Origin of the sequence: Paenibacillus sp. FSL P4-0081 (assembly GCF_000758565.1) — a bacterium.
Classification (GTDB): domain Bacteria; phylum Bacillota; class Bacilli; order Paenibacillales; family Paenibacillaceae; genus Paenibacillus_AQ; species Paenibacillus_AQ phytohabitans.
This window is the reverse complement of sequence record NZ_CP009280.1, coordinates 2120650-2139661: the sequence shown is the minus strand read 5'-3', so window position 1 is coordinate 2139661 and position 19012 is coordinate 2120650. Positions and strand designations below refer to the sequence as shown.

General features: G+C 55.0%; 18 protein-coding genes. 4 read left to right on the top strand and 14 right to left on the bottom strand.

Annotated elements, in window-relative coordinates; genetic code table 11:
• Nucleotides 1-118: 118 nt before the first annotated feature.
• Entirely contained in the window at nucleotides 119-1147 is a 1029-nt protein-coding gene (locus tag P40081_RS09130; protein WP_042134924.1) for an oxidoreductase, read from the bottom strand.
• Nucleotides 1148-1363: 216 nt separating this feature from the next.
• Between P40081_RS09130 and P40081_RS09125 the strand changes: the two genes are divergently transcribed.
• Both P40081_RS09125 and P40081_RS09120 read left to right on the top strand, forming a co-directional pair.
• A complete protein-coding gene (locus tag P40081_RS09125; protein ID WP_042134922.1) occupies nucleotides 1364-2329 on the top strand; it encodes an AraC family transcriptional regulator in 966 nt (321 codons plus the stop codon).
• Between the two features lie 123 nt (nucleotides 2330-2452).
• Complete coding sequence (locus P40081_RS09120) at nucleotides 2453-3958, top strand: amidase (RefSeq protein WP_042134919.1); 1506 nt, start codon at nucleotides 2453-2455, stop codon at nucleotides 3956-3958.
• Between the two features lie 113 nt (nucleotides 3959-4071).
• Here the strand turns inward: P40081_RS09120 and P40081_RS09115 are convergent, their stop codons facing one another.
• The 3 genes from P40081_RS09115 to P40081_RS09105 are packed head-to-tail and all read right to left on the bottom strand — an operon-like array spanning nucleotide 4072 to nucleotide 5929.
• A complete protein-coding gene (locus tag P40081_RS09115) occupies nucleotides 4072-5058 on the bottom strand; it encodes a hypothetical protein (RefSeq protein WP_052421733.1) in 987 nt (328 codons plus the stop codon).
• A gap of 53 nt (nucleotides 5059-5111) precedes the next feature.
• The gene (locus tag P40081_RS09110; protein ID WP_156118566.1) at nucleotides 5112-5498 is read right to left on the bottom strand and encodes a hypothetical protein; all 387 of its coding nucleotides are present in this window, start codon (nucleotides 5496-5498) and stop codon (nucleotides 5112-5114) included.
• Nucleotides 5474-5929: a GNAT family N-acetyltransferase gene (locus P40081_RS09105; protein WP_042134916.1), complete on the bottom strand. Its 456-nt coding sequence runs from the start codon at nucleotides 5927-5929 to the stop codon at nucleotides 5474-5476. Before P40081_RS09105 ends, P40081_RS09110 begins: the two co-directional genes overlap by 25 nt.
• 215 nt (nucleotides 5930-6144) lie before the next feature.
• Here P40081_RS09105 and P40081_RS09100 point away from each other — a divergent pair, with 215 nt between their 5' ends.
• Nucleotides 6145-6414: an NUDIX domain-containing protein gene (locus P40081_RS09100; RefSeq protein WP_081969890.1), complete on the top strand. Its 270-nt coding sequence runs from the start codon at nucleotides 6145-6147 to the stop codon at nucleotides 6412-6414.
• A 96-nt stretch (nucleotides 6415-6510) separates the two neighbouring features.
• Here P40081_RS09100 and P40081_RS09095 read toward each other — a convergent pair whose 3' ends face one another.
• The 10 genes from P40081_RS09095 to P40081_RS09050 all read right to left on the bottom strand — a co-directional run bounded on the left by P40081_RS09095 (nucleotide 6511) and on the right by P40081_RS09050 (nucleotide 15890).
• On the bottom strand, nucleotides 6511-7416 hold the full coding sequence (locus P40081_RS09095; protein WP_231575310.1) for an ABC transporter ATP-binding protein: 906 nt from the start codon (nucleotides 7414-7416) through the stop codon (nucleotides 6511-6513).
• 29 nt (nucleotides 7417-7445) lie between these two features.
• A complete protein-coding gene (locus P40081_RS09090) occupies nucleotides 7446-8588 on the bottom strand; it encodes a taurine ABC transporter substrate-binding protein (RefSeq protein ID WP_042134913.1) in 1143 nt (380 codons plus the stop codon).
• Nucleotides 8589-8625: 37 nt separating this feature from the next.
• On the bottom strand, nucleotides 8626-9525 hold the full coding sequence (locus P40081_RS09085) for an ABC transporter permease (RefSeq protein ID WP_081969889.1): 900 nt from the start codon (nucleotides 9523-9525) through the stop codon (nucleotides 8626-8628).
• Nucleotides 9526-9670: 145 nt separating this feature from the next.
• Nucleotides 9671-9985, bottom strand: coding sequence for a DMT family transporter (locus P40081_RS09080; protein WP_042134912.1), 315 nt, complete (start codon nucleotides 9983-9985; stop codon nucleotides 9671-9673).
• A complete protein-coding gene (locus tag P40081_RS09075) occupies nucleotides 9985-10488 on the bottom strand; it encodes a DMT family transporter (protein WP_063779787.1) in 504 nt (167 codons plus the stop codon). The genes P40081_RS09080 and P40081_RS09075 overlap by 1 nt, the downstream gene beginning before the upstream one ends.
• Before the next feature lie 22 nt (nucleotides 10489-10510).
• Nucleotides 10511-11419, bottom strand: a complete 909-nt coding sequence (locus P40081_RS09070) for a LysR family transcriptional regulator (RefSeq protein ID WP_042134910.1) — start codon at nucleotides 11417-11419, stop codon at nucleotides 10511-10513.
• A 109-nt stretch (nucleotides 11420-11528) separates the two neighbouring features.
• The gene (locus P40081_RS09065; RefSeq protein WP_052421732.1) at nucleotides 11529-11873 is read right to left on the bottom strand and encodes a thioredoxin family protein; all 345 of its coding nucleotides are present in this window, start codon (nucleotides 11871-11873) and stop codon (nucleotides 11529-11531) included.
• Between the two features lie 2 nt (nucleotides 11874-11875).
• Complete coding sequence (locus P40081_RS09060) at nucleotides 11876-13990, bottom strand: alkaline phosphatase family protein (RefSeq protein WP_063779786.1); 2115 nt, start codon at nucleotides 13988-13990, stop codon at nucleotides 11876-11878.
• A 280-nt stretch (nucleotides 13991-14270) separates the two neighbouring features.
• Nucleotides 14271-15128: an AraC family transcriptional regulator gene (locus P40081_RS09055; RefSeq protein ID WP_042134908.1), complete on the bottom strand. Its 858-nt coding sequence runs from the start codon at nucleotides 15126-15128 to the stop codon at nucleotides 14271-14273.
• A 33-nt stretch (nucleotides 15129-15161) separates the two neighbouring features.
• Nucleotides 15162-15890, bottom strand: a complete 729-nt coding sequence (locus tag P40081_RS09050) for a DsbA family protein (RefSeq protein WP_042134906.1) — start codon at nucleotides 15888-15890, stop codon at nucleotides 15162-15164.
• Between the two features lie 298 nt (nucleotides 15891-16188).
• Here P40081_RS09050 and P40081_RS09045 point away from each other — a divergent pair, with 298 nt between their 5' ends.
• Entirely contained in the window at nucleotides 16189-18888 is a 2700-nt protein-coding gene (locus tag P40081_RS09045) for a glycosyl hydrolase family 95 catalytic domain-containing protein (protein ID WP_052421731.1), read from the top strand.
• Nucleotides 18889-19012: the final 124 nt, after the last annotated feature.

Genomic DNA, 19012 nt, shown 5'->3' with positions numbered 1-19012 from the left:
TAGTAAACCCCCTGCGCGAGCCTCTCTGCAGGGGGTTTGTTCTACCGTTCCATATACCGAGATACCGGGTAAGCGCCGCTGTCTGAATCTCAAGCGCCCGGTCAATACCCCGCTGTCATTATTGCTCTCCCTTAATTGTGAAATCCACATTCGTCAGCTGCTCACTCAGACTCCAGAGGCGGTCCGCCGCTTCAGGGTCGACTGCGTGCGGCATCACGCCAAGTGCCAATGAGCCTATACGGCGGGCAGCCTCGTTACGGGTGACAGCTTCGGTATTCTCCACCAGCGGGGCAATATCGCAGTTCTCACAGTAGACGCCGCCCATCCCTTCCAGCTGCGGGCTTACCGCGCACCAGACACTGCTCGCTGCCCCCTGCTGTGCTGTTTTGAGATTCCGCGAAGGATCTAGAATAGGTTTGCCAGCTCCGTCAATCACACCGGCGGCTTGAAGTTCCTGGAAGGACAGATGCTCCCCGAGGCCCGTACCGGCGATGCTGCCCGGATGAACGGAGAAGGCGCGCACACCTTCGTCCCTGCCGCGCTTGTCCAGCGCCAGCGCGAACAGAATATTGGCCGTCTTCGACTGGCCGTAGGCGGACATGCGGTCATAGCTGCGGTGTACGAAGTTCGGATCTTCAAATATGACCGGGGATTGCCGGTGTCCCCATGAAGATACCGAGACGACTCTAGCCCCCTCGGCCTGACGCAGAGCGGGCCATAGACGGGCCGTCAGCTGAAAGTGTCCCAGATGATTGGTAGAGAAGTGAGACTCGTATCCCCTCTTATCGCGCACCAGGGGAGCAGCCATAATACCCGCACTGTTAATCAGTATATGCAGCGGATGGCCTGTCGCAAGAAACCGTGCTGCGAAATCATCAATGGAGTACGGGTCCATCAGATCCATCCGCTCAATTCTGACATTGTCTATTCCGGCAATTGCAGCTCCCGCTCTGGCGGTATCCCGCGCCGGGACAAGGACCTCTGCACCGGCGGAAGCCAGTGCGCGCACCGTTTCGAGCCCAATCCCGGAGTACCCGCCGGTAATAATGGCAGTGACGCCGCTGAGGTTTGTGCCGTGCAGAATCTCCTCGGCAGTTGTGGAGGCTCCAAAACCGGAGCCGATAGGTTGTTGCTGGTTAACTGTCATGATCCATGACCTCCTTGAATAACATCTCAAGGCTATTATCACTTGCCCGCCATGGACATAATAGACCGTTTCTGCCTAAAACTTGCCTAAAGCTGCAATCGATCTTTTACCACCCCATTCTGCCTATTGCTTCCGTACAAGTTACGGCTATACTGTACACTAACAGTACAGGCTAGAGAGAACTGAACCTATATAAACAGGAAGGCGGGATGTACAATGACAGAGCAACAGCTCGAGACCCGCGCCGCTTCTGGAAAGAGTACCGGTAATCATCAGGAGCAGATCGCCGGGATCATCGCGCAGACTGAGAAAATCACCCTTGCGGACGGACGCCATCCCACTGTGATCCCGTATCTTTCGATTTCCCGCAACAGCCGGATAACCCCTCTGATTCCAAGTGTCTTAACGCCTTCCTTTTGTCTGATCCTACAAGGCATGAAGAAGCTGCACTACGGCTCAACCAGTCTTGAATATCTGCCGGGAGACTACATGGTGTCCATGATCCATCTCCCTGCCTTCGCGCAAATTGCCGGGGTCTCCAGGGAAATGCCTTATATCGGTCTTCGCATTGACATCACTACACAGGAAATCGCCTCTGTAATGACGCAGGCTGGAATCAGCATAAAGCCCAGAAACAAGAAGGTGAATAATGCCGCCTTTATTGGCAAAGCCGACTCCAGCCTTCTGGAGGTGTTCAGCCGGCTGCTGAAGCTCACAGGCAACGGCAGTCCCCGGGAAGCCGTCTATCTGTCCGGACTCATCAAGCATGAGCTGATCTTCAATTTGCTGACCGGCGATTACGGGCATTTGTTCCTGCAGGAGGTGCTCTTTGACCAGAAAGCCGGAGGTATCGGCCAGGCCATCGAATGGATTCACCAGAATTACAGCCGCTCCTTCACCGTCCATGAGCTTGCTGATGCCAATAATATGAGCGTGTCCGGCATGCACCATAAGTTCAAAGCCATTACGGCAATGGGACCGTTGCAGTATCAGAAGCAGCTGCGCCTCCAGGAAGCCAGACGGCTCATGCTGAGCGGTTCCATGGGTGCCACGGCTGCTGCCATGGAAGTAGGCTATGAGAGTGCCTCGCAGTTCAGCCGCGAATACCGCAGACTGTTCGGCCTCCCGCCGCTCAAGGATATCCAGGCTGTGCGAAGAAGCATCGACCCAGGTGAATTCTAGCAGCCGATTGGGAAGTCTGACGCTCCCGAAGTATACTAGAGATGCTGGTCCCAACTATTACTATCCGCAGACGCATCTATAGCGATTATAGCCTGCACACCCTGCCAGAAAGAGGTTGTTCACATGTCGTTGTCTTCTTATTCCGCTCATGATGCTCTGGGGCTTGCCGCCCTTGTCAAGGCACGTGAAGTCTCACCCCGCGAGCTCGTGGAAACCGCCTTTGCCCGGCTCGATGAAATGAATCCGCTGCTGAATGCAGTAGTCCGCACCCGGCGGGAGGCAGCGCTGAAGGAAGCGGATGAGATGCCGGTTCTTGATGATGACACTTCCCGGCCGTTTGCCGGCGTGCCCTACCTGCTGAAGGATATCTCCCAGGCGATCGGCGGAGAACCGCTGACTTCGGGTGCCCTGCTCATGAAGGACAATATTGCCAAGCGGGACTCCAATTACGTAGCCCGTATCCGCCGCGGCGGCTTCATACCGCTGGGACACACGAATACCCCGGAATTCGGCCTCAAAAATATTACCGAGCCCCTGCTCCACGGGCCGGCGCGTAATCCGTGGAACCCCGCCTATTCCCCCGGCGGTTCCAGCGGTGGTGCTGCTGCGGCCGTTGCCGCAGGGATCGTTCCGGCCGCCGGAGCCAGTGACGGCGGCGGCTCCATCCGCATACCGGCCTCGTTCACCGGCCTGTTCGGACTGAAGCCGACGCGCGGGCGCACGCCGGTCGGCCCTGGCGTCGGCCGCCAGTGGCAGGGCGCGTCGATCGACTTCGCCCTGACGCGGACTGTGCGCGACAGTGCCGCGATGCTTGATCTGCTGCAGGTGGTGCAGCCGGAAGCTGCTTTTCAGACCCCGCTGTATCCGGGGGTCTATCTGGATGATCTGCTGAAGCCTGCGCAGCGGAAGCTGCGAATTGCGTACACTACAGCTTCGCCGGTGGGTACACCGGTATCGGAAGAAGCTGTACAAGCTGTGATGAACACTGTAAAGTGGCTGGAATCGGAAGGCTATGCAGTCGAGGAAAAGCTGAGTCCGGTTAACGGGGTCAGACTGATGGATAACTACTATACAATGAATGCCGGAGAGGTATCGGCAATGTTCCTGTCGCTCGAGAGCGGTATGGGCCGTACGATTGCGGCAAGCGAAGTGGATATTGTTACCTGGGTGCTGGCCGAAGCTGGTAAACAGGTCTCAGCTGCAGAATTCGTACACAGTCTGCATGAATGGGATGTGGCCGCCGCGCAGATGGCGGCGCTGATGGACCGGTTCGACCTGTACATCACGCCTGCGAATGCGGATTCCGCACCGAAGATCGGGGAGCTGACCCAGACGCCTGAGGAGATTCAGCAGCTGCTGGAAGTCAGCAGTCTGTCCAAAGACGCTCAGCGGCGGATGATCTACGAGATGTTCGAGCCCAGCCTAGCCTATACGCCTTTCACCCAGCTGGCGAATCTGACCGGTCAGCCGGCGATGAGTGTTCCTGTGCATCTCACACCAGAGGGGCTGCCGATCGGGGTTCAGGTCATGGCCTCCAAAGGCCGTGAGGACCTGCTGCTCCAGCTGGCCGCTTGCTTGGAACAATCACCGCTGTGGGTGGGAATGAAGGGGAACCCGTTGTTTGCCTGATAGGGCTTGATAGAATAAAGAGTATCCCGGCAGGAATAATCTAATTTCCTGCTTTGCATGCAGGCTTGCCTGCCGGGGCACCTTTCTCCTAAGCAGAAAAAACTTCTGTGCCATTATCTGGCGTCGATTTTCTGCAGGACATATCTGCTCTTCCCATTCTCCGTAACTTTGCTCACCGTAGCTTTAACAAATCCGTATCCTGCTTCATCACTGCTATCTGGATTGTACATGCTCCCATCTACTTTATATTGATTGGCAGCAATCTGGTATACATCATGGGCTCTGACATACACAGGGGTTTCGCCGTCTGCTCCAGTGAACACATATCCTTTGCCGTTATACTGGTATTCCGGAACTGTAGCATGCTTCGTGAACGAGAGATTGAAATATTTCTTGATGGAGGCAGACACCGTTTCCTGGGAAATAAATAGCTTGTTTCCTTTGGTGCTGGATATAGCAGACTTGTAATTATTGATATAGTTATGCCAAATGCCGAACCGGATCAGGTCTGCCGGCTTTAATTGGCTGCTGTCCAGTTTGTACATTCCGAGCTCGGTAAAATTACTGAGAAACAATCCGAGTTTCCCCTGCTCTGCTTCGCTTAGATTTATTTCTGGATATATGGTGTAGCTGCCTGGCAGGAATGAATATTCGCTGATTTCTTCACCTGTCCAGGTAAGGGCAATGCTGCCCTTACTCAGCCCGATTGTTAGTACACCATCGTTATATTCATCTTTATATTTCAGCGTTGCTATACCGGATGTGTTAAAAGTAACCGTCCCGTCGACCAGGCTGCCGCGGAATCTGCCGGTCGATGCATCAAAGTTCTTTTTAGTAGACATAAAAGCGCTGAAATAGCTGCTCGCTGCTTCAATATAGGCTGTTTGTCCTTTGACTTCGCTGATAGTCAGTTGAATAGTGCGCGTTACATAATCCCCCGCAAACTCAGAATCTGCCCATTCTCCGGCATAAGAAGCACTTAGCGGAGTTGCTGCCTGAGCGGGAGTTGCCGCCAATAAGCACAGAAGAATGGCAAGGAGCCCCGCGTACCAACCCGCTGATCCGGGACCGCGAAATATGCTTTTTAACATCTGCTTCATTTATATGTATCCTCTCATTCTCATTAACTTGTCTGAACACGAGCTGCGCACATTCAAAAAAATGACGGGGCAGGCGGATCTTTAAACGGATTCTCAGTAACAATATTCAGACCAACCTGCACGAATAAAGCGATGGCCAGATAGATGAGCAGATATTTGATAAACCTTGTTCCATCTAATCCGTTATTCTTCTCTCTCCAGAAATTATTCATTAATGAGAGGCTTACAATAGCATGAATGAACATGATTCCCATGCAATACAATATATGTGACATACCGGTCAAAAAACCTGTTTGATAAAAATCGGCAAAGAAAATTAAAAACAACTGAAGAACCCCATAAGGCACAGCCGCTGATCCGAGAAGTACCAGAATGCTTATCAGCAATTGTTTTAGCGCAAGTCCCCTGCTCTCCATCACTTCACCGCCAGCCGCAGACATCTCATATTAGAGTACTCATAGCCCGCCGCTTCATAAAAATGCAGCGCCCGCGCATTCTCCGCATCGGCCAGCAGGGTGATCCGCAGAAATCCGTGCTCTTTGGCGTAAGCCACTATGCCGTCCATGAAGAAGCGGCCGCTGCCCTGCCTCCGCTCTTCAGCTGCTACAATGAAATCCTCCAGCATAATTACCGGCCCGCCTTCAAACGTGCTGAACGCAAACACCAGATTCACCATACCGGTCACCTTATCTCCCTGTTTGAGCAGCAGTAATTGACCGCGTTCCGGATGCGCCAGAATCAGCCGCAGTCCCGCCCTCTGCTTGTCCAGGTTAGCCGCACCGGCGAAGTCCTGCTCCATTTCAAACAGCTCCTGCAGCAGCAGGCACATTTCTTCCAGATGCTCTGTCCCGGCTTTGGCTATTGTCAGCATAGTCCCGTTTCATCTCCATTTCCATTTTATTGGGATTGGCTTAAGGCTCTGATGATGCTGAAAATAGCGTGATGATTAATCGCTTGCCCCTATCATAAATGATTCCTGCCATAATCAACTGTGACTTTTCCCCTGTGAACAAGAAGGCCGCTAAACGATACTGTATGTGAGATTCTTGCAAGAAGCAGCCTACTACGAATAAAAGGACTGAGATCATGACCAGAAGTATTATTGTTACAGGCGGAGCCATTATTAAAGATAAATACGGCCGGATATTATTACAACAACGGTCTGATTACGGGGATTGGGGATTGCCCGGCGGGGGAATGGAGGCCGGAGAAACGATTGAAGAGACCATGATTAGAGAAGTTAAAGAAGAAACCGGACTTGAGGTCAATCACTATAATCTACTCTCCATTTATACAGGAGCAAGAATGATGTACACCTATCCTGATGGAAATGAAGTTGTGTTTGTCATGATCTGAAAGAAAAGGCCATAGGAATTCTAAGAACCTGATCATGTTCTATAAAATAACAGCAGGCGCCATGGACTTTGTTGTGTCCATGGCGCCTGCTGTTTCCTACGGCGCATCCATCCGCGACACCAGATACTCGCGCAGGCTGCTGTACTCCCCGCCGCTGCGGATGTCAGCGAAGGAGCGGCTGACGCTGCCTTCAGTGAGCGGATTGGCGAAGTCCTCGACAATTCTGCCCGGTCCGGGATGCATGACAATCAGGCGGCTGGACAGCAGCAGTGCCTCATCCACATCATGGGTAATGAAGAACATGCATTTCCCGGTCTTGCGCCAGATCTCCCGCAGGTGAATCTGCATATTCTCGCGGGTCAGGGCGTCCAGCGCGCTGAACGGCTCGTCGAGCAGGACGATCTCCGGCTCGGCAGCCAGAGTGCGGGCGATGGCCGCCCGCTGCTTCATGCCTCCGGAGAGCTGGTGGGGATACAGCCTGGCTGAAGCCGTAAGGCCCATCAGCTCCAGGAAATAAGCGACACGCTCCCTCCGCTCAGCCTTGGGCTGGTTCTTCATCCGCAGCCCGAACTCAATGTTACGGGCTAGCGTCAGCCAGGGAAAAAGGTTCGCCTGCTGGAACACCACGCCGACCTCGGAATCCGGCCGGGTATGGCGTTTGCCGTTAATGGCGATGCTGCCATGCGAAGGCTTCAGGTACCCGGCGATAATGTTCAGCAAGGAGGTTTTGCCGCAGCCCGAAGGTCCAAGGACTACAACGAATTCGCCCGGTGTCAGCTGCAGATTAACCTCCTGCAGCACCTGCCTTGCTGTGGCCCCTCTGCCATAGGTGAGGCCGATGCTCTCCAGCAGGATACCCTGTCCGCTGCCGTTGGAGGTTACCGGTACTGCAGCAGCTCCGGCCATACCGGAAGCCGCCCCCCTGCGTCCGCTCTCCCCGTAATTCCCGGCACTCAGTACACCTGTACCACCGGGACCGTCCAGTTTTTCTTCCAAGATCATCGCGCCATCGCCTCCTTGTCATTGCTGGTCTAATTACCGGTATACAAATCGCTCCGCAAAGCCTGCTGGTAGACCGAGAGGTCCGGTGAATCGGTGATCGACTTCTGCTCTACAAGGAAATCACCCGTGTCCTTCAGCAGCTGTCCGAATGCGCCCGGCTGATCCGGCGTGCCCATATATTCAGGGGCTGATTGCTGCGAGGCATCCAGCACGATAATTTCATTCATCGCCTTAAGGGTGGCTTCGGCGCTAAGTCCAAGCTCAGCAGACATCGCTTCCGCCGACTCCTGCGGGTGATCCCGGTAATATTTCACCGCTTCATCCAGCACAGCGATATAGCCCTTAACGGCATTCGGATACTTCCCGATGAAATCCTTGTGCACCACGCCGAACTCTCCGGTAATGCCGCCTTTGGCCGCCACATCGGCTGAGGTGATGATGACCTTGCCGCCATCCTCCACCAGCTTCGACTGGCTCGGCTGCCAGGTATAAGCGCCGTCGATATCGCCTCTCTGCCAGGCGGCAACGATGTCGGGAGCCTGCATATCAAGTATGGTAATGGATGCAGGATCAATGTTCTCCTGCTTCAGTGCCGACAGCAGGCTGAAATGCGAGGTGGAGCCGAAGGTGGTAGCGATCTTGTGGCCTTTGAGCTCGGCGAGGGAGCTGATTCCGGCAGCACTCTTGACTACCAGCGCCTCACTCTCGCCGATGACATCATGAATATAATAGATTTGATCCGGCAGACCTTGGGCCACACCGGAAGCTCCCGGAGGGGTACCCAGCAGGCCGAAGTCGATTCCGCCGCTGGCAATCGCCACGTTCACGTCGCGGCCGGAATCGAACTTGAGCCAGGATATTTTGATATCGGGATATTTCTTCTCCAGCAGGTCGAGGGACTTGGCCAGCAGCTCTCCGTTCGGTGAGACCTGATAGCCTATGCGGATTTCCGTCGGCAACTCTTCCGCCGCGGCAGGTGCGGGCGTAGCTTCCTCAGCCACCGCCGCAGCTGCCTCCGTAGCGTTGGCGTTCTCTGTGGCAGCCGCCGCTTTCGCTGTATTGCCGCTGTTCCCGCTATTGCTGGCAGAATTGCCGCAGCCGGATATCACCACCAGCAAAGCGAATATTGCCAGAAGGGTCCCTAAGCGAAACTTTGAATGAAGCTGTTTCATATATTTTCTACTCTCCTTTTATGAAAACCATAGTTATTCATTGCTCCGTCCAAGGCGATACACGCCGGATTAAACTGCGGATAATCAGATCAATCACGATGGCGATCAGTGCCATGAGGATAATGCCCAGATACATAATATCGCTGCGCAGGAACTTGCTCGCATCCAGCACCAGCCAGCCGACTCCCGATACTGCAGCCACCATCTCCGCAGCTACCAGCGTGGAATAGCTTACCCCGACTGCGGTCCGCAGTCCGGTTAACAGCTCCGGCAGCACCGAGGGAAAGATCACGAAGGCATACAGCTTCCAGCCCCGTGCGCCCAGCGATCTGGCCCCGTTGATCCGGTCCGGACTCAGCCGCTGCACACTGAACACAGCCGTAATGAAGAGCGGAGCGAAAGCCCCGAGAAACAGCAGCAGCACCTTCGACACATCTGTAATGCCAAACCAGAGAATGAGCAAAGTGTAGTAGGCAAGCGGCGGCAGCGGCCGGTAGAATTCGATAAAAGGATCAATAACCGCACGCAGCACCCGGTAACGGCCGCATAGAATTCCCAGCGGCACAGCCGTAACAAAGGCTGCGGCGAGCGCCAGAAACAGCCTGCGCATGCTGGTGCCGATATGGTTCAGCAGCGTTTGGCCTTTGTACCCTTCATGCAGAACATCGGTGAAGGCTGCCCATACGGTCTGCGGCTCCGGCAGGAACAGCGGATTCACCCACTCTCTGGCACTGACCAGCCACCACAGCAGCAGTGCGGCCAGCAGGGAAGCCACCGAGATTCCCCGGTACAGCCATTCTTTGGACCAGCCTGCTGCTGCAGGCGGTAACGCGGATGCCGTTGATTCAGCCGGATTCCGGCCGTTGCCCTTTGGTTCGCTAACGCTGATACTCTGCCCTTCCTCAGGACGCGCTGCCTTCGGTGTATTGCTCTGCATGTTGCGGGTCTCCTCTCTCTTGCCGGCATACAAAAAGGCCTGACTCCGGCAAGCAGGGCAGTTTCCGCCCTTGCTCCGGCTAATCAGGCCTCCGGCTGTCCGGTAGGCTTGTACCTGAATTTATGAATTTATTATTCTGAACCCGTTACGATGTCAGCCTTAAGCCGATCATGCCGATAATAATGATGGCCAGGCATATCAGTTTGGACGGTCTAAGCGATTCTCTATACACCATGGCCCCCAGCACGACCGCTCCGCAGGAGCCGATGCCCGTCCACACGGCATAGACCGTCCCGACAGGTATCGTCATTACCGAGCGCGACAGGCAATAGAAGCTAAGTGCAAGGGCGGCAACTGCGGCAACAGAGGGCCAGAGATGCCGGAATCCCCGGGAATATTTTAATAGAGGAACACTGGCGACCTCCGACAATCCGGCAATGATCAGGAGCAGCCAGCCCACTAGCGCAGGCCTCCTTGTTCACGGTCTGCCGGGGACGTCGTTGACAATGGCAGGAAGTGCCCTTTCTTCAGTGCCCGGCCAGGCTCACCGCCCCGAAGCGCTGCATCTGCTTCACCGCCGCCTTCCTGCGCCTCACTCTCATCCCCAGCCGTCAGCCTCAGGCCGATCATGCCACAGAGCAGCAGCAGAATGAAGAAGATCCGCCAGAACCCGGCGGGCTCGTTCAGCAGCAGCATTCCGGCAGCGGCAGTGCCTGCCGCCCCGATGCCGGTAAATACGGTATATGCGGTTCCAACAGGCAGCCGCATCATGGCTTTTACATATAAGGTATAGCTTATTCCAATGCAGCACAGGACAAGCAGGCTCGGCCAGAACAAGCGGAAGCCTTGACTGTATTTCAGCCCGGTGGCCCAGAAGATATCCACCAGTCCTCCGGCAACAACATAGAACCAGGCCGACATGCTGCGGTCCTGCAATGCAGAAGTCTGTTTCAGTACATTCATATCTGTGCTTCTCCTTATCCGTCTAGCCGATGAACTGGAGCATGGAGCTGAAGGATTTGATCGTTTCCATCATTTCTTTCTCCATTAAGGAGAGATGGTGCCGCTTCGTCCAGGCCAGGACAATCGACACATCCAGCTCCGTATCGGCAATATCGAGTGGCACAATGCTGCCCTTGTTCAGGAAATAATCACTCATGAATTTCGGGGCAAAAGCGGCGCACAGGTTCTGGCCGATCACATTCTCCAGCATCGGAAAGCTGTCCAGCCGGTAGGCTACGTTGTAGTCTCCGTGCTTCTGCAGCAGCTCGGACACCCAGCAGTCGGTAGCGAACTCCGTATTATACAGAACCAGCGGCTGGGCCAGCGCTTCCTGCAAGGGAACTGCCCCCCGGCCTGCCAATTCTGAATCCTTGCTGACAAGCAGCACCAGCCGGTCGCGGAACAGCTCTTTGATGCAGAGATCCTTCTCCTCCGGTTGTCCGCAGGTCTTCATGACGACACCGAAGTCCGCCTTGCCGGCCGCAATGTCGCGCAGATTATTGTTCGATTCCCCGACCTTCATCAGCACATTGACACCCGGATGCCTATATTTGAACGTAGTTAGCGCATTGACCATGATCGTGTTGCTGATGAACGGCTCCACCGCAAGATGGATACTCCCGGTCATGGCCTGCGTATTCTCCTCAGCCAGTGCCTTGATGTCTTCCAGCAGGTCGATAGCTTCCATCGCCTTCTGGATTACAGCCCGACCGACATCGGTCGGCTGAACCCCCTGGTTAGTCCGCTTAAACAGCAGAATGCCGAGTTCAACCTCAAGCTTGGACACCGATGAGCTCAGCGCAGGCTGGGAAATGTAGGAGCGCTCGGCAGCCGTCGATATGGAGCCCGTTTGGGCTATCGCCACAATATGATAGAGCTGTTCCAGACGCATGGCTTCTCCCTCTTGATTCTTAATAGCCTCATTATATAACTATAAAACCAATGTGACTACTAGGAAAAAAGTCTACTTCATCTCCTGATGCGTCCTGCTGCGCCGATGTTCAAGGCACCCATTGCTCCAGCTGCTCCACCAGTACCGGAAGCGGGTGATACCCGCCGAGACGCAGCTTGACCTCGCCGTCCAGGAACAGCACCAGCTGCGGGATGCCCCGCAGGCGCAGACTCTGAAACAACAGCCGGTATTTGCCGGCATCTACGCCATACACATTCATCCGGCCCTGGAAATCATGGGCTATGGCCTCGGCTACCGGGAACAGCTGCCTGCAGATTTTGCAGCGCCGGGAGCCGAAGAAGACAAGTACAGGACCTTCACTGCCGAAAGCGAGCGCTTCGAATTCACTGTCCGTAATATGGGAGACCGGCCTGCGCGGAATTTCCGGGCGCATGCTTACACTCCGCCCCCCGCACCTGCTGTCACTGGCTCTCCCGCCTCTGCGGGTTTTCCTGCCGCCGGGATCTCTTCCTCCGCAGAACCGGCCAGAATCTGATAGATGATCCCGCCCTCAGCATTCTCCGGTACCGGGGACCCGGTAAGATGGCAGATGGTCGGCACGATATCAACGACTTTGACTTTGCGGCCGATGACTTCCCCGCTCTTCACCCCGGCTCCCAGGGCAATAAACAAAGCTCTCATGGAGTACCCCAGCAGAGTGTGGTTGCTGAGGCCGTTGCCGTGGCAGCGGGTGAAGTCAGCCTCAAGGATGTAGAAAATATCGCCGGAGTTCTCTCCGCCAAGACCCACTACTTCCATGTCATTGCGGTTCAGCGCGAAGCTGATGACTCTTCTGCCTGTCTTGGGATCACGGTAACTGTACAGATCATCGATGATCTTCGCTACCGTGCTGTCATAGTCTGCCGGATCAACAATTCCCTGTGGATCACGGCCTTTTACATTGAGATAAATGAAGGTAGCGCGCTGAGCAACAGCTGTCGTCCGGCTCCAGTCAATCTCATAGCTGCCTCCGTTTTCCTTAAGCTGCGTGTACCCGAGGTCACCGAGAATGCCGACGTTGATGCCCCACATGTCGCCGATCAGCGGGTGATCAGTCTCGGGGTTCTTCGCGACTCCCGCATGGTCGGAGACAATAAAGGCCGCCGTCCCGCCGTCCAGCCGGTCCAAGAGAGCGCTGATGAAGCGGTCGCTGATCTCATAGATTTTATAGATAATCTCCTGATAACGTTCATACTCCGCAGACGCAGCGGGCAGCGTATGGTCCAGGTAGAAATGATTGAACATATCAATACCGTGCATGTGAGTGTAGAACAAATCCCACTCATTGTTATCCAGCAGATGATTGATCGCATCCACATGCCAGCTGTACATTTCCTCAATCGATTCCAGCAGCACCTGATCCGCCTGCGGATTCAGACGGCTGTAATTGGAGGGCTGTAGCATCGGGCCGACTTTGCTGTATAGCTCCTCCCCGATATTTTGCGGATAAAAGTATTTGCCCGTCTTCAAATCGAGCACATATGAGGCGTAGAACTTAAAGCTGTTACCGGCGGGGTCCAGCTCCAGCACACGGATTTTGTAGGCGACTGGAATGTCCGCGCCCTCAATGCTGTAGGTGTCATAGATCCAGCCGCTCCATTCTCCGGGTCCGGCTTCACCGAGAGGCACCGCTGCCGTTTTGGAGGCATAAATCTGAACCCGGCTGTAATCCCCTTGATCATCGGCAACCAGCAGACCGTACCGTCTGGCCTGCCCGTTATTTACCGGAACCGCGAACTCACGCGCTCCTGCCGGAGCAGAAGTCCAGCCTTCAGCCGGTCTCAGCGGCGTATAAATCTGATCCGCAGTCGGCACATCTGCAGACAACTCTCCATCCTGGGTCGTTGTGACCAGCCCCGGCTGGGTATAGCCATAGCCTTCGTAAGTATCCTTGCTGATCTCGGCCTTCTGCGACGTTTCTTCTCCTTCAAACCGGCAGTTGGCCCCGGTATTATCCACGACATGGGGGATTTCAATTAGCTCGGCATATTCCGCGCGGCCTTCATATACTTTCTCATAGTCAATGTAACCGCGCAGATTGGTGTAGATGCTCGTTCCGTCCACATAGATTGCATCCTCCACCTGCGGCGGCCAGGACGTTGGATAGTTGAAAATAATACTCTTTTTGCCCGCCCGTGCATAAGCCTGCCAGATCGTCTCCGCCTTCAGCAGCCCCGAGTCAAAGCCATAATCCAGCACATCCAGCTCATTGCCGAGCGTATGGTTCCAGAAGCAGGTAATGCCGTGGGTCGCCGGATACGCGCCCGTAGCAATGGATGCCCAGTTCGGCGGCGTTATCGCCGGAAGCACGCTCTGCATACCCAGATCGCTGGTGGTTACACCGGCATCGAGCGCTCTTTTGAAGCCCGGAAGCTTGCCTTCTGCCACATATTTGCGGATGACTGCCGGATCTGCGCCGTCAAGACCCAGCAGCATTACCTTCTTCGCTTTGCTGTTATTGTTGTTGCTGTTGTTGCTGCTGCCGTGAGCACCGTCTTTGCCGTTTGCCATAACCTCACTCCGTCCAGGGATTTTTAGATATTCCTATGAGATAACTAGGAATTAATCTCTGTGGTCATTATAGACGGCAGCCAGTGCGCTTGTTAAATAGACGTTGCTTATACGGGTATAAGCGGCGCTTATCCCCGCAGAACAAGTGGAAACGGCTTTGCCGACCTTATAAAGAGCGGGATCGTTTCAGCGGGATCGTTTCAAAGCGAAATATCCCGCCCCATTACAGGGGCAGGATATCCTCTGGACTCGCTATTCCGCTTCAGTCCGGAAGCTTAGCTCAGCGCGTGCGGAACTCCCGTGGAGTCTGGCCGGTCTGGCGGTGGAAGAGGCGGGAGAAGTAATGGAGTGAGCTGAAGTGGTATTTCTCGGCAATCTCAGTAATACTCAGCGGGCTATGCAGCAGGTCTTCCTTGGCCCGGTTGACCCGGAAGCGGTTCATATACTCCACAGGTGAGGCCCCGGTAGATTTGCGGAACAGCTCGAAGAAATGCCCCCGGCTCAGCTGAAGACTGCTGTAATATGCCTCCAGCGGCTTCGGTACATCATGCAGCAGATCCTGCTCCATCTGCTCGAGCAGTGAGCTGATCCTCCGGTCCGGAATGGGCTGGCCGCTCAGCAGCAGATGCAGCAGATCATCAATAAACTCCTGGAAATGACGCTGAATCGTCAGATTGCGGATGAAGGTCTGCTCATTATCGAACTCTCCTGCCTTATAGAACTTCTGAAACCGCTCTGTCCACCCGCGCAGCAGCCCCACATCCATGGACAGCGGAAGCGGATACGGGAAAAGAGGTCCCAGCAGCTCCTCCTTCAGTTGCTCCGGCTTATAGCAGATCGGGCAGGCCCAGTCGAAGACACCCTCCCGGTCCACAAGATGCCAATCGAAATAGCAGCACAGATGAACCATGGGTTCGGCAGCATCAGCACGCCATTCATGAAGCTTCCCGGGCGGGAGATGGATCAGCATTCCCGGACTGACCCGGTGGGACTGTCCGCCGGCTAACAGCGTCCCGTAGCCTTCGCTGATCAGGTAAACCGAGCTCATGTAGCAAATTCTCGGTGAGCTGGATTGCCCTTTGGCAAAGGGATAGCGGGTAGCCAGATAGACGTAAGGATGTATCGCGGAAAAGTTCATACCGGTTCCCCTCCCTTCCTTTCGTTGATGCGGTTACTCTGTAACGTTCGAAGCCTGCGCGGCTTCAATGGCAGCTGCCAGCTCTTCGTAAGATGAACCCGGCAGCAATTGGCCGTTCACCATAAACTTCGGTGTCCCGTTCACCCCGTAATTTCCTGCGGTTTTGAAATCCTCCTTGACCGGAAGCATGTAAGTACGCGCCTGCAAATCCTTCGCGAAGCGTTCATAATCAATACCGCTGATGTTGTCCTTCACGAAATTAAGCATAAACTGCGGGGTAGCCCAAATCTTCGTCTCATCCCCCTGATGGTCGTACAGCTTGCTCATGAATTCCCAGAATTTATCGTTGTCCTGGGCAAATACCGCTTCACCCGCGCTAGCTGCCATAATCGAATCCCGGTCGATGAAGGCGAAGTTAATGAAGAACAGCTCTACCTTGCCGGTATCTATGAATTCCTGTTTGAACTGTTCAAAATAGGTCTCCTTCCACTTCTTGCAGGCAGGACACTTGAAATCGGCGAATTCAATCACCTTGGCTTTGGCTGTGGTGCTGCCGAGATGCGGCTGCTTCTCATATTTCAGGCCATTCGCATCGAAGTCTCCGCGGATTTCCGTATAATTGGGCAGTCCGTCCAGCCCGCCCGCCGCCCTGGTCCGGTTAAGGAACGCTACGGATACAGCCAGCACCATCACACAGATTACGATGACCGGAACTGCGAAACCGGAACTTTTCTTTGTTTGTTTTACCTTCGATTTAGCCATTGCTGTTTATCCCCCTAGATAAAATTAACACCGCTTATTGATAGCGCTTTCTATGCTGAATATAAGCTGGAGGATATTTCAGCGTAAAGGTACACTTGCGGCAGCAGGGTACCTTTCCCCCGTTCAGACCGGGCGTGACAGTCCAGCGTTAATTCACCCGCCGATCGTGCAACAACCGGACCCTCCGCTAAATACTTTCCTGCGGGATTCGCCTACGATTTATTACAGGTAAACCCTATAGACGGTTTAGTGCATTTATAAAAACAGGTCAATACAGCTTGGAGGAGGCATAACTAAGATGAAAAAAACTAAGGTATCATCGGTGACGGAGGGTGCGGAGGAGGCGAAGGCAGAGGTGGAGACGATTGAGGCGGAAGTGATGGTGGAGCTCGAGATGGCTGGGGCGGTAGCGGCGGTGACGGAGATGGTGGAGGCGGTATCGTCGGTGATGGAGGCAGACCCTATGGTGGTGGAGGAAACTGTGGAGGTGATTGGAGCGGTGACTGAGATGGCAGAGGCGGTAGCGGCGACGGAACCGGGACCAGCAGCAGGTTATGCAGCGGCAGGTAGTCTGCTTCATGCCCAAGAGCAGGCCGGGCGGCATAATATTACCTTCAGCGGTCCGGCGGTGGATTTCTTCGAAGGGGCGCTGCTGGGCAACGGCGGGCTTGGTGTGGTGGTGACCACCCGGCCGGATGCGGTCATGCTGCACTTCGGACACAACAATGTCTGGGATATCCGGATTGCCGAGCATCACGGGGAGGAGATTCTGACCTTCAAGGAAGTGTACGACCGCTTCGCTTCGCTTCCCGCTGATCTCGGCCAGCTTACGGACAACCCATGGTACCGCGAATACTGCGAAATGGCCGGAGACAACTACAGCAAGCCCTACCCGCGCCCGATGCCCTGCGGCTCGCTGCTGCTCCGGTATGACCGGCGCCGCGCGGAGGTACTCGGCCACACGGTGCATATTGGCGACGGACGCTGCACGGTTGATTTCCTGATCAACGGCAAACCGGCGGTGTTCGAGCTGTTTGTGGAGGCGGAGCAGGACCGGGTGTGGATGTCGGTAACAGATACGGCGACCGGTTCGCAGGTTCCGCTGTTCCATGAGGCCAGGCTCATCCCCGATCCCAAGACACCGCAGGAGTTCCCTCCGGCGTCTTGGGAAAACGATGCTGGTGCTGGCCTGATGTCTTTTACACAAATTCTGCCGCACATGGAGTTCCCCGCTTCGCCTTACCTTCCGCATGAGCGGGACAAGGCGTTCCGGCTGGCGGTCCGGCTGCCTGGAGCAGAATTCATTGGCAGCGGCAGCATTGCCCGTCTGGATAGCTCAGGGAAATCCGGCGGATTTCTGGCCTGCGCAGAATTGCGGGAGGGACCGGCAGCGGAGATAGCGACTTTAGCTGACACAGGAACTGTAATCGGTGCTCAACCTGGACCTAGCGCATCTGCCAGGATGAACGCGCCGACACGCGCCGGTTACGACCACGCGCTGGCGCAGACCCGGGAAGCATGGCGGGAATACTGGGGGCATTCCTTCATCACCTTGGAGGATGAATTCCTGGAGCAGATCTGGTACCGCAATCTCTACTTCCTGAACTGCTCCGTCAAAGCGGGAATAACCTGCCCCGGCCTGTTCGCCAACTGGAGCTACGGCTCCATCGGAGCGGATTGGCACGGAGATTATCATATGAACTACAACACCCAGCAGCCATTCTGGGTGACGTTCTCCAGCAACCATCTGGAGAAGCATCTGCCCTACGCAGACATGGTGGATCATGTACTGCCGGTCAGCCGCAAATGGGCACGCGAATATTACAGACTGCCCGGCGCCTATTTTCCGCATTCTGCCTACCCTGTAGAAATGAGCATGATGCCTTACCCTGTTCCGCATTGGGGCTGGGAAATATGCGAGACTCCATGGACTGTACAGAGTTTATGGTGGCATTATCTATATTCAATGGATGAGGAATTCCTGCGCAGCCGCGCCTTCATGCCTATGAAGGAAGCCGTCCTGTTCATGACGGCTTATATGAAACGTCCCGAAGCTTATGGTCAGCCCTGGAAGGACGGGTGTTATCATATTTTCCCGACGGTGGTGCCTGAGTTGTATGAGATCACGCCGGGATTCGCCCGCAACAGCGATTGCCTGATCGATCTGACGCTGACCAAATTTATCTTCCGGGCATTCATCAGTGCCTGTACCGTTCTGGGTGAGATTGAAGCAGAAGGAGCCCTGCTGACTGAAGTACAGGATATCCTGAATCACTTTCCGGAGTATCCGGAAGCCGAATCCGCTTCGGGCCGTGTATTTGTATCCGTAGCTGGCGAAAATCCGGACACCATCTACAATGTTCCGGTTCCGCTGACCACTGTCTTCCCCGGCGAAGAACACGGTCTGCATTCTCCTCCGGCAGAGTATCAGACGGCGGTGAATACTTACCGCAATCATCTCAATGAAGGCGGCAATGAGCTGGTGTTCCAGCCCCTGGCCGGGGCACGGCTCGGTATCCTTGATCTGGAGCGGTTCAAGCGGCAGATCCGGTACTGCCTATTGCCTAACGGCACCTGCACAAATAAAGTGCTGATGAGCGGCGGACGCTACTCCGATACGGACGACTTCAGCTTCATGGCGCGCATGGGCATCTGGTTTGAGAATTTCGCACTGCCCGCCGTTATCAACGAATGCCTGCTCCAGAGTTATAACGGCGTGCTGCGCTTTTTCCCCAACTGGCCGGAGCATGACAGCGCAGAATTCCGCAGCCTGCGCGCGGTAGGCGGCTTCCTCGTCAGTGCGTCCATCCGGGCAGGTGAAGTGCAGCAAATCGAGGTGTTCAGTGAAGCAGGAGCTCCGTTATCCTTCTATATTCCTTGGGAGCAAGGGGCCGAATGTACCCGTTCCTCCGGGGAGATGCAGACCTTCACAGGTATGGCCGCGGATATGCAGACTTCTGCCGGGGAAATTATCCGCATCGTTAAAGCGGGGGGATAGCTCCTAAACAAATCAATCGCCAGAGAACAAACTAGGAAAAGCCACTTTGGCAACTTGCTTGCTGAGGATTTGCAATGACTGGATTACGGTATATGCGGCAGGCTTAATCTTAGTTGCACTTTGT